Origin of the sequence: Pseudomonas machongensis (assembly GCF_034961125.1) — a bacterium.
Classification (GTDB): domain Bacteria; phylum Pseudomonadota; class Gammaproteobacteria; order Pseudomonadales; family Pseudomonadaceae; genus Aquipseudomonas; species Aquipseudomonas machongensis.
Genome location: NZ_JAYFUI010000037.1, coordinates 133878 through 145402 on the forward strand (window position 1 = coordinate 133878; position 11525 = coordinate 145402).

An 11525-nucleotide genomic window follows, 5' to 3' on the forward strand; every position below is an offset into this window, starting at 1 on the left:
CAACGTACCGCATCCAAACGACTGTTCGAATTTTTAGAATCCACGCAAAAGAGTACGCGAACCGTACGACCTCTGCGGAATTCTTCCATGGCGAACACCCCGTTTCCGGCTATTTGTCGCTCTATCACCCATGCATTGCTCGCGCTGCTGACCAGCTCGGTTGCCCTTGCAGGCGATCCCGCCAGCGAGCAACTGCGCGACCAGCAACGCGAACTTCAGCACTTGCAGCAACAGCAGCGGCTGGAGCAATGGCAGCGCCGTTCTGCCCCACAAACACTGGAGCGCCAGGCGCCATCGGCAGCGCCTGCAGAGCAATGTTGGCCGGTCAGCGGCCTGCGCCTGAGCGGTAACAGGCACGTCACCAACGCCGCCCTCGAACAGAGCCTGCGGCCTCTGCTGCACGGTTGCATGGGGCCGGCGGACATCAACCGCCTGCTGCTGGCCATCACTGAACGCTACGTCCAAGCCGGATATCCCGCAAGCCGCCCTTACCTGGCGCGCCAACCAGGTGCTGGCATGCCCCTCGATATCGTGATTATCGAAGGATTCGTCGAAAGCATCGCACTCGACAACGCGCTGCCGCTGTCACTGGCCAGCGCCTTCCCTGGCATGCTCGGCCAGCCTTTGCACTTGCCTGACCTGGAACAAGGGCTGGACCAGTTGAATCGCCTCAGAGCCTATGATCTTGGCGCCAACGTGCGACCCGGCGACCTGCCTGGCGGCACCCACATCCAGATCGAACCACGCCACATCAGCTCGCGCTGGCACCTGGACAGCCGTCTGGACAATCGCGGCAGTGCACTCACCGGCCGCCACCGGCTGAGCCTCACGCTGGGCCTGGACAGCCCCTTGAGCCTCAACGACGACCTGCGCGTTTCGCTGCTTTCGACGGTATTCGACGCGCCAGGTCGCAGCCAGGGCGCCAGCCTCTACTACAGCCTCCCCTATGGTCCCTGGACCTTCGCCCTCAACGCCAGCCAACTGCAATACCGCGCGCCGCTGCCCGGCAGCCAGCTCGGCAGCCACGGCAACAGCAGCCTGCAAGGGCTGAGCGTCGAGCGCATGCTCTGGCGCAATCAACAAGGCATGCTCAACGCCAGCCTGCGCCTGGATCACAAGCGCGTGGCCACCTGGTTCGGCCCGCTAAAGGTCGCCCAGCAAAGCCCGGTGCTGACCACCCTGGAAGCCGGCATCAACCTGTTCTGGCTCGAAGCCGGCCTGTGGAACGCCTACCTCGGCATCGCCCAGGGCGTCGACTGGCTGGGTGCCGACCGCGAGCCGCTTGGACGCAAGAGCGCCGAGCCCGGGTTTCGCAAGTACCGCGCCACGCTTCTGTACCTGAACCAGGGCAAGTGGCGCTGGCAGAGCGAGCTGAATTTGCAGTACAGCCCCGACCGCCTGCCCGCCATCGAACAGCTTGCCCTCTCCGACGACCTGGCCGTGCGCGGTTTTCGCCAGCACAGCGTCTCCGGCGCGAGCGGCGCCGTGTGGCGCAACACGCTGAGCCGCCCCCTGTCCGTCGCCCTGCCCCTGGAAATCCGCCCGCACCTCGGCCTGGACCTGGGCTGGACCCGTTTCGACCACGGCAGCAGCCCACAGCGGATGGTCGGCGCCACCCTGGGCGTGATGCTGAGCACCCCGAGCCAGCGTCTGCGCCTGGACTACCAGCGCGCGCTGAGCTCCAGCGACCTGCCGCGCGGCAGCCTGGAGCCCGGTGTCTGGGTGCTCGAATGGAACCTGAGTATCTGATTCACCCACAACAAGAGAGACAAGCCCGTGAACGACACCAAAAAACTGCAGGTCCCGACGTCGCCCAATGCCTTGCGCTGGAGCATCTTCCTGACGCTGATGGCCACCTCCCCGACCCTGCTCGCCCAGGGCGGGCTGCAACCGACGCCCGGCCCGGCGGGAACACCACTGATCAACAACGCCCATGGCGTACCGGTGATCGAGATCGTCGCCCCCAACGCCAGCGGCCTGTCGCACAACCAGTTCCTCGACTACAACGTCGGCCAGGCGGGTGCGGTGCTCAACAACGCCCTGCAATCGGGCCAGTCGCAACTGGCTGGCGCCCTGGCCGCCAACCCCCAGTTCCAGGGCCAGGCCGCCTCGACCATCCTCAACGAAGTGGTCAGCCGCAACGCCTCGCTGATCGAAGGCCCCCAGGAAATCTTCGGCCGCCCCGCCGACTACATCCTCGCCAACAGCAACGGCATCACCCTCAATGGCGGCAGCTTCATCAACACCACCCGCGCAGGTTTTCTGGTCGGTGATGTCCAGCTCGAGGACGGTCGCGTGCGCCTGCTTGACTCGATGAGCGCCAGCGCCGCGCTGACTGTGCTCGGCGGGGGCCAGAGCAACGACGGCGGCGCACTCGAACTGATTGCCCCGCGCATCGACAGCAAAGGTACGCTCAACGCCCGCGACGACCTGCAATTGATTGCCGGGCGCAACCGCATCGACGCCACCAATGGCCAGGTCGTCGAGCACCTGCCAGGCACCCCGGCAAGCATCGACGCCAGCCTGTTCGGCGCCATGCACGCCGGCCGCATCCGCGTGGTCAGCACTGCCGAGGGCGCTGGCGTGCGGGTCGGGGCGATTGCCATGCACGGTCGCGACGGCATCGACATCCAGTCCGCCGGCAGCCTGTATATCGGTGACAACGGCAAACATGGCGCCGTACTGCGCAGCAGCCAAGGTGACCTCAACCTCAGTGCCAGCGGCGACCTGAGGCTGCAGGCCGTCACGGGCCAGGGCAAATCGATCGACGTCAATGCAGGGCAGAAACTCACGCTGGACACCGCAGCCCAGGAGAACATCGAGCGTGAGCGCAAGGCCTGGGACAAAAAATGGTTGTTCGTCACCACCGAAACCTATGAAAGCAACACCACCACAACCCAGCACACACTGCAGGGCACGCAACTGAAAGCCGATGACCGCCTGGCGCTCAAGTCCGGCGGCGACATGCAACTGCAGGCGGCCAGCCTGCAAGCCGGTGGCGCACTCGCCCTCGACAGCGCGGCCAACCTGAATATCGAAGCAGGCAAGGAGAGCGGGCGTGTCGAAGAGCAGGTTCGCCATCGCAAGCATCTGTGGCGGGGTGACAGCGACAGTGACCACTATCAGGAAACCGCCAAAGCCAGCGATCTGCGAGGCGCCGAGCTGACCGCCAAGGCCGGTGGCACGCTCAAGGTGCAAGGCAGCCATCTGCACAGCGAGGGCGATATGACCCTGGCCGGCCAGCAGATCGAGATCACCACCACGGCTCTCGACAAGCGCGGCACGCAACGCGACTACCGCGGCGACCTGGTGTCCGGCAGCTTCTTCGGCGACCGCGAGGGCAAGGACGACACCGCGCGGCAGGTCGCCGGGAGCACCATCACCTCGGGCGCCAACCTGAACGTCACCGCCGGGCAGGTCAGGGTCAAGGGCAGCACCATCGCCAGCGAAGGTGAATCGGTGCTCTACAGCAACAACGGCAACCTGGCGATCGAAGCCGACCACAACCGCTCCAGCACCACCGAAAAACAGAGCGACAGCAAGCTGTTCGGCCTGATCGGCCACGACCGCAGCCACAGCAGCCAGCAGGAAAAGGTGCTGGCGAGCGACGTCAGCTCGAAAAGCGACCTGCGCCTGGCCAGTGCCGAGGAACTGCGCATTGAAGGTGCCAAAGTCGAGGCTGGCAAGCAGCTCAAGATCGAGGCCAAGGGCGATCTGATCGTCGAAAGCGCTCAAGCGCGCAGCGAAAGCAAGACCGACGAACAGCAGCGCACCCTCACCGCCCACGCCCGCCAGACCACCGAGGCCGACGGCGACAAGCCCGGTTCACGCCAGTATGAAGCCGGGGTCGGCTACGCAGTGGTCAACCGGCACAGCGAGCAACGCGCCACCGAGCAGGTCGCCAGCGAACTCAAGGGCGCGGCGGTCGAGCTGCACAGCGATGCGCACTTGCAGGTCAACGGCTCGAAGGTCAAGGCCGATACCGGCGACCTCAACCTGCAAGGGCAACAGATAACGCTTGGCGCCACCCGCAACGACCAGCAGACAGACACCCAGACCACCCACAGCGGCGGCAGCCTGGCCGTGACCGGCGGCATCGACCGGATCGGCAGCCACTTCGAAGGGCATCATCAGAAGGAGAACGTGCGTGAGCGCGACAGCAAGATACAACGCAGCGAATTGCAGGCAGGAGGCGATGTGAAGATCGGCACAGCAAAGCTGGTTACCGAGGCCGCACGCGTCGAAGCCGGCAAGGCCCTGGTGGTCGAGGCCAACGAGATCGAAAATCGTGCCGTACAGGATGTGCACGAACGCACTCAGCGCAACGACAACTGGCGCGGCACCCTCGGTGCCAGCCTCGAGTACCGCGACCTGACCCGACCGATCGAGCGCCTGGTACTTGGCGAGGAAGCTGCGCGCTTCCAGCAGGCATCGCCCGAGGACGCGATGGTCGCGCCCAGCGTCGGCGGTGACATGACCGTGGAGCATCTCAAACGCCTGGAGAACCAGCGCCGCGGAATCGCCCAGGTCAGCGAGTTGTCGGGTGGGAGTGTCAAGGTCCAGGCCGAGCGTATCGAAGATCAGGGCACCGCCTGGCGTGCCAATCAAGGGCTGCTGGCGATCAGCGCTAACCAGCATCACCAGAGCGCGGCAGTCGACGAGCAATCCCATGGCGTCGAGCAACTGGCCTTTGGTGGCGATGCCAGGGTCGACACCAGCACCGGCCAGGACCTCAATGTACGGGCCAGCGGCAAGGGCGGCTCGTCGAGCAGCGTGCAAGACGTACGCACTGCGCGCGTCGGCAGCCTTTATGGGCAAACGGGCATCCAGGTCCAGTTGGGCGCCGACGGCCTGTACGAAGGCAGCCACTTCAACGCTGGCAACGGCGACCTCAGCATCACCAGCAACGGCAAGCTGCTGCTGACTCAGGCCAACGACCAACACAACGAGCACACACGCCAGACCGACGGCAACGCCTGGGCCAAGGTCGGCAACCGCCCCGGCAGCACCGGCATCGAAACCCGCGGCTATCTCGACCAAGCCGAGCGCCAGAAACAGCAAAGCAAGGCTCAAGTGGCGCAGATCGACGCCAAGGGCAAGGTCGTGCTCGCCAGCGGCGGCGACCTCATCCTCGAAGGCACCCGCATCGGCAGCCGTGAAGCGCCTGTAGCCGGTATCGAACTGGACAGCGCCGGCCTGCTGCAGGTCAAGGCGGCCCATGACAGCCAACAGGCCACGGGGCGCAACCTGGGTGGCGGTCTGGAAGTCGCTGCCAAGCTCGGCACCGGCAAGGGCGGCGCCATCGGTGGCCACTTCGCCAACGGCAAGCTCGACGAGCAGGCCAGCCAGGCCGTCGATGCCCACTTCAACACTCAAGGCAAACTGCTGATCAGCAGCCGCGCCCGTGAAGATATCGCCCTGCATTTGCAGGGGCTGCACGCCTCGGCCAGCGAGATCAAGCTGCACGCCGGCAACGGCGGCATGCTGGTCGAAGCTTCGGGCAACACTGAAAAACGCGACAATCTCGACATCACCGCCGGTGCCGGCTTCAGGCTCAACAGCGGCGAGACGCCAGACAAGGATATCCGTGGTCTGCACGGCCGGGTGCAGGTCAACCTCGACAAACGCGACAACCAGACCTGGAATGCCAGCACCCTGCGCGCCGAGCGCATCGAGCTGGCGAGCCAGGGCGACACCCGGATCGAGGGTGCAAGCCTGGATGCACAGAAGGTTCGCGGCGATATCGGTGGCGACCTGTTGTTGGCCAGCCGCAAGGACAGCGTCGACACCCTCACCGTCAAGGCCGATGGCCGCCTGAGCCACGAGAAGAACCCCCAGGGTTATCTCGACGCCGCCAGTGCTCTCTCTGGCCCTGCGGCGGGCAAGGTCACCGAGAAAGTCGGCCCGGCGCTGTCCAAGGTGGACCCGAAACTCTCGCCGACGGTAAAGGTCGAGGTGTCCCACACCCAGCGCGACACCGTCGCCCACCAGGCCAGGATCAAGGGTAGTGAAGGCGTCGAGTTGAACGTTGGCGGCCAGGCGCGCCTGGTTGGGGCACGGATACAGTCCGGCGCTGGAGATGTCGATCTGCAAGCCCAATCGGTCAGCCGCGAAACGCTCACGGGCCGCGACTATCAACGCAATGTGTCGGTGGACTTTTCCAACTCGCCGGTCGATATAGGGACGGCCATTGCCGAACTGTCCAAGAGCAAAGGCGCGGCGGACGGCGAAAATGCGCTGGACCTCGGGCTGCTGCGCACCAGTGGGCATAGCCGCAGTGAAGAGTGGCCATCGAGTGTCGGGAGCAAGGGCGGGCGCTGATAGCTGGAAGATAGGCGCTGAACTAGCCCGCGTGGAACTCTGATAAAAACGCAGATCAATGCTCTGTGGGAGCGGACCCAACCGTACAGATAAATAGTCGGGTGCCCCACAGAGCGTTCTGTAAACTCGAAAAATCAAAGCCTCAGATGCTTACAGCCAGCGATTCAGAAGCTATTGCGAAAGACACACTGACTTGAGGTGAATGAGCGCAGATAAACTCCTGCCCGTAGCCTCGCCTAGGTATAGACGTATGCCCCCCACCTGAGGGCTCCATATTGGTGAAGGCACTGCCTCTGCTGGAACAGTGACAGCTATTGTCCGAGCGCCCACTGAAGCCCGGACCTCCGCGTGTTGCTCACCCGCCAAGTAATAGTTAGCCACCAACTGCACCTGTGTAGCATTCGACTGAGTGACATAGAACTCAAGAGTGACTGTCAGTGGGCTTTTAAGTGGATAGTCCAAGTCACGGAGACCTAAGCGTAGATCGGAATAACCACCGGCACCACCAAGTGTATAAAGCCACTGAAGCTCACGATTATTACCCACTTGGACAACTTGAGCCTGGGCAGAGCGCCCTGCCCCACCGAAGTCAGGAGTACAATTCAACATTGAAGTCAACTGTCTCAACTGACGATCAGGGTACCGCCCCAGCGGTGCCGTAGATAAATCGTCACAGACATGGGTCTGTACCGTCAGCCCCCAAGCCTCAGATTCCGGATTAGCGCCATACAGCCCTCTGGCCTTGAGGGTATAAGTCTTCGCAGCCAGCCCAGTAAGCGTACTCGTCCATTCCCCAATGGCCCCTACGGTTTCAGTTTTCAATACTGTGTCGCCATCAAGAATCTCCACCTTCTGCCCCGCTGACGCCTGCCCGCTCAAGGTCAGGGTCGTCGATACAGTCGAGCCGTCTGGCGGCACGATTTTTCCTTTATCGTCCATCACCGAATCAATGGTCGGTGTCACCGCAATCAGCTTCTCGAGCGTGTAAGTCGCAACCGGGAACGCCCTCACCGAGGCCTCGTTACTCGCCCCGTCGAACGCCACCGATACCGTGACCGAAACCACCGACGCGTGCCTGAACTTCTCCAACTCCGTACGCAGCACCGCGACATCCAGCCCTTGCCCCACCTGAGCCTCGGTTACCGCCTGAGCCGAGGCCGCATAGAACCGATGCGCCGAACCATTCTCCAACGTACCGTCGATCCACACCCAGAACCGCTGCCCCGTCGCGATCAACGGCCATGCCACGACTGTGGCTGAGGCGTTGCCGGCAAAACTGTTCAGGTCCAGCGTGCGGGTGATCGGGTTGGCCTGGGTAATGGCCGGCATGGGCAGGTCTGCCTGCGCCAGCTCACCCACGGTCAGATCAAGGGGTAATGACGGCACACCAGCCTTGCCGGCCTGCACTACGGCATAGAGCACTTGGACGACCGTGCCTTGGCTGGCGGCGACTACGCTCGCAGGTACGCTGAAGTCGACACTACCAAAGGCGCTGCCAGGCTTTTGCTCGCTCTCCCAACGTCCTGCCGGATTGCTCCCAAGCCAAGCCACCGCCAGGATATCGCTGGTAAGCATCCCTGGGTATGCAACCTGCACCGTAGCGCCGTTGCGGGCATTGATGGGCTCGAGGATGTTGTTCACAGCCTCGAGTACCGAGGGCGCGGGGTACTCGGTTTGCGCAGATCGCACTACCTTGAAAGTGAGGGGCGCAGAGGTGGACAACAGAGTGGGCACATCACGAGGGGTAGACATCGTTGGCTCCTGGGGCATGCCAAGGGAATGCCTGGAGTCTGAACCCGCGGATGCGCTGGCGAAACTGGCAGAAATGATAGGTGCCGCGAGGTTGGTCTCTAAGCGTGGTAATGCCGGGTATCTCTGGCGCCTACTATGCGCGCCGCATTGGTCGAAAAATCAGAAAATATGCCTTTCCTGTAGTCCATTTCCCAAAGATACTCCTACCGCCTTTTTTCCGTTGCGGCCCCTGGGGCAGCGCTCTAGTCTCGGCGCGTCGTTGCACATCAACGACACAGCTTTGACAGGCTGTGACGGTATTAAGCATATGGCTGCTTTCCATGGCAGCTGTACGTGCGGGCACGCTTGCGTGCGCCGGAACTTTGCTTATTCCGCCGGTCTGTCAACCCACGTACAGCTGCCACCCTTTGTTTGACAGCAGTTGGGAGGTAGCCCCGCAAGGAATAACGCGATGTTAAAGATCGTCCCCGATCCACCCCACAACAACCACTCCCTCGAAGACACCATCATCCAAGCCACCGAGTACGCACTCTGCGCACAAACCGTGGCCCATCAAGCGGTCCTCCTGCAACCCAAGTCCCCCGTCTCGCTCCTGGTAATGGCTGCCATCCATGAAATGGAAGCGCTGAGGATTTTGCTGGAATCGGCGTTGATACAGGTTCAGATGCCGACAGAGCCGCAAACGGCGCACTAAGCGGCTTTCAGGGAGATGAAAGGATGGATACAAGCGGCACCACACCAAATACCACCGTTGGCAAAACACGGTTCTACCAAGGCAAGGGGTTGACCCAGCCGCTGTTCTGCATCGAGCCGGGCATCCCGTGCGAGCGTGCGCGTGAGCAGGCCTCGGAGTTGATGGGGTATGTGCGCGACATGACCTTGAGCGGGGTGATGGATGAGAACCCGCAACTGGTCTGGGCTTCGTATTACCTGAGCGCATTGGCCAAGGCATTGATGGACGATGCGGAGCTGGGGATGCGCCGGTAAAAGCGGGTTTATCGGAGCTGCGAGTGTCGGGGGCAAGGGCGGGCGCTGATCGTTGGAAGATAGACGCCGAACTGCCCCGCGTTGACCTCCAATAAAAACGCCGAACAATGCTCTGTGGGAGCGAACCTAACCGTACAGGCTAAAGAGTACGGGGGCCCCACAGAGCGTTCTGTGAACGCGAGAAATCAGAGCCTCGAATGTTTACAGCCGGCGATTCAAAAAGCTAATACGAAAGACACACTGACTTGAGGTGAATGACCGACGAGCCAGCACTACTCTCCCTATCATGCGCGGCCAGGATTATATGTAAGCCCCCCACTCTAGAGGGGGTTACAGCCCGTGCCCCCGCGGGAATAGTGATAGCAATTATCCCGTCGAGAACGGGTACCGAGACCTGCGACAATTGCTGACCCGCCAAATCATAGATAGCGAACAAATACATCTCTCTCGCATTCGACTGAGTGACATAATACTCAAGAGTGACTATCAGTGGGCTTTTAAGTGGATAGTCCAAGTCACGAATACCTAAGCTCATAGTGCGCCATTGCCCACCAGTGCCAGGTGGAAGTGAATTAATCCACTGAAATTCACGATTATTACCCACTTGAACAACTCGTGCCTGGGGAGAGGGCCCATACTCACCGTGCTCAGGTAAGCAGTTCAGCATTGAAGTCAACTGACTCACCTGCATGTCAGGGTACGTCCTCACTGGTGCCGTAGATAAATTGTCACAGACTCGGGTCTGTACCGTCAGCCCCCAAACCGCAGATTCCGGATTAGCGCCATACAGCGCTCTGGCCTTGAAGTTATAAGCCTTTGCAGTCAGCCCCGTAAGCGTACTCGTCCATGCTCCAGCGGCTCCTACAGTTTCAGTTTTCAATACTGTACCGCCATCAAGGATCTGCACCCTCTGCCCCGCTGACGCCTGCCCGCGCAACGTCAGTGCCGTCGATGCAGTCGTGCCTCCTCGCGGCACAGCTGTTCCTTTATCGTCGGTCACCGAATCAATGGTCGGCGTTACCACAACCAGCTTCTCGAGCGTGTAAGTCGCAACCGGGAACGCCCTCACCGAGGCCTCGTTACTCGCCCCGTCGAACGCGACCGATACCGTGACCGAAACCACCGACGCGTGCCTGAACTTCTCCAACTCCGTACGCAACACCTCGACATCCAGCCCCTGCCCCACCTGGGCCTCGGTGACCGTCTGAGCCGAGGCCGCATGGAACCCATACCCCGAACCGTTCTCCAACGTACCGTCGATCCACACCCAGTACCGCTGCCCCGTCGCGATCAACGGCCATGCCGCGACTGTGGCTGAGGCGTTGCCGACGAAACTGTTCAGGTCCAGCGTGCGGGTGGTCGGGTTGGCCTGGGTAATGGCCGGCATGGGCAGGTCTGCCTGCGCCAGCTCACCCACGGTCAGATCAAGGGGTAATGACGGCACACCAGCCTTGCCGGCCTGCACTACGGCATAGAGCACTTGGACGACCGTGCCTTGGCTGGCGGCGACTACGCTCGCAGGTACGCTGAAGTCGACACTACCAAAGGCGCTGCCAGGCTTTTGCTCGCTCTCCCAACGTCCTGCCGGATTGCTCCCAAGCCAAGCCACCGCCAGGATATCGCTGGTAAGCATCCCTGGGTATGCAACCTGCACCGTAGCGCCGTTGCGGGCATTGATGGGCTCGAGCGTGTTACTCACAGCTTCGAGCACCGAGGGCGCGGGGTACTCGGTTTGCGCAGGTCGCGAGACCTTGAACGTCAGTGGTGCAGAGGTAGACATCGTTGGCTCCTGGGGCATGCCAAGGAAATGTCTAGAGCCTGAACCAACGGATGCGCTGGCGAAACTGACAAAAATGATAGGTACCGCGAGGTTCGTCTTTAAGTGTGGTTATGCGAGGGCTGTCTTGTTAACACGCTTGCTGTAGGAGCGGGCTTGCCCGCGATGACAACACCGTGGTGGATGGCACCGGCTATGCCGGTGATCGCGGGACAAGTTGAACTGGCCTAATGATTTTGGACACCTTCTTAGGGCGCTATGATGGCGCCCAATTGGAGGCAAAATCAGTGCGAAAGTCATACTCGAAAGAACAGAAAATCCGGGCTGCCGAGATGGTGCTGGACGGTGGCCAGTCAGTCCCCGAAGTCTGCGAAATGCTTGAGATTGGGCCTACAGCCCTGCGGCGTTGGGTCGAACAGGTGCGCAAGGAGCGAGAGGGGCAGGTGCCAGCTGGAGCCAAAGCCATTACCCCGGATCAACATCGAATCCAAGAGCTTGAGGCACTGGTTCGGCAGAAAGACCGAGATATCGAAATCCTAAAAAAGGCCAGTGCTCTCCTGCTTCGGGACTCCAAAGATCGTTCTCGCTGATCAACGAGCTGAGTGAGCAATACGGTGTTGTCGAATGCTGTCGCGTGCTTGGGGTCAAGCGCAGCAGTTTCTATGCGTGGCGCCAGCGCCAAGCCCGA

General features: G+C 61.8%; 7 protein-coding genes. 5 read left to right on the plus strand and 2 right to left on the minus strand.

Translation table 11 applies throughout. From position 1 onward, the window contains the following. Positions 1–87 precede the first annotated feature (87 nt). Together VA602_RS02335 and VA602_RS02340 are read left to right on the plus strand one after the other, a co-directional pair. Positions 88–1749: a ShlB/FhaC/HecB family hemolysin secretion/activation protein gene (locus VA602_RS02335; protein ID WP_323452369.1), complete on the plus strand. Its 1662-nt coding sequence runs from the start codon at positions 88–90 to the stop codon at positions 1747–1749. A gap of 27 nt (positions 1750–1776) precedes the next feature. Continuing rightward, a complete protein-coding gene (locus VA602_RS02340) occupies positions 1777–6321 on the plus strand; it encodes a hemagglutinin repeat-containing protein (protein ID WP_323452370.1) in 4545 nt (1514 codons plus the stop codon). A 171-nt stretch (positions 6322–6492) separates the two neighbouring features. On the opposite strand, the gene VA602_RS02345 is transcribed toward VA602_RS02340, so the two are convergent. Beyond that, the gene (locus tag VA602_RS02345; RefSeq protein WP_323452371.1) at positions 6493–8073 is read right to left on the minus strand and encodes a hypothetical protein; all 1581 of its coding nucleotides are present in this window, start codon (positions 8071–8073) and stop codon (positions 6493–6495) included. 451 nt (positions 8074–8524) lie between these two features. Between VA602_RS02345 and VA602_RS02350 the strand changes: the two genes are divergently transcribed. Both VA602_RS02350 and VA602_RS02355 read left to right on the plus strand, forming a co-directional pair. Then, a complete protein-coding gene (locus VA602_RS02350) occupies positions 8525–8767 on the plus strand; it encodes a hypothetical protein (protein ID WP_323452372.1) in 243 nt (80 codons plus the stop codon). 23 nt (positions 8768–8790) lie between these two features. Continuing rightward, the gene (locus VA602_RS02355) at positions 8791–9060 is read left to right on the plus strand and encodes a DUF3077 domain-containing protein (protein ID WP_323452373.1); all 270 of its coding nucleotides are present in this window, start codon (positions 8791–8793) and stop codon (positions 9058–9060) included. 223 nt (positions 9061–9283) lie between these two features. Here the strand turns inward: VA602_RS02355 and VA602_RS02360 are convergent, their stop codons facing one another. Further along, positions 9284–10840 carry a hypothetical protein gene (locus tag VA602_RS02360; RefSeq protein WP_323452374.1) on the minus strand — a complete coding sequence of 519 codons (1557 nt, stop codon included), beginning with the start codon at positions 10838–10840 and terminating at the stop codon, positions 9284–9286. Between the two features lie 227 nt (positions 10841–11067). Here VA602_RS02360 and VA602_RS02365 point away from each other — a divergent pair, with 227 nt between their 5' ends. After that, positions 11068–11427 (plus strand): transposase, encoded by a 360-nt coding sequence (locus VA602_RS02365; RefSeq protein WP_253781795.1) that lies wholly within the window; start codon positions 11068–11070, stop codon positions 11425–11427. Positions 11428–11525 lie beyond the last annotated feature (98 nt).

What these genes read in the sequence shown, in the direction of transcription:
- VA602_RS02335 (WP_323452369.1), top strand. Translation starts at nt 88, where the DNA reads ATGGCGAACACCCCGTTTCCGGCTATTTGTCGCTCTATCACCCATGCA.
- VA602_RS02345 (WP_323452371.1), bottom strand. Translation starts at nt 8,073, where the DNA reads ATGTCTACCCCTCGTGATGTGCCCACTCTGTTGTCCACCTCTGCGCCC.
- VA602_RS02350 (WP_323452372.1), top strand. Translation starts at nt 8,525, where the DNA reads ATGTTAAAGATCGTCCCCGATCCACCCCACAACAACCACTCCCTCGAA.
- VA602_RS02355 (WP_323452373.1), top strand. Translation starts at nt 8,791, where the DNA reads ATGGATACAAGCGGCACCACACCAAATACCACCGTTGGCAAAACACGG.
- VA602_RS02360 (WP_323452374.1), bottom strand. Translation starts at nt 10,840, where the DNA reads ATGTCTACCTCTGCACCACTGACGTTCAAGGTCTCGCGACCTGCGCAA.
- VA602_RS02365 (WP_253781795.1), top strand. Translation starts at nt 11,068, where the DNA reads ATGATTTTGGACACCTTCTTAGGGCGCTATGATGGCGCCCAATTGGAG.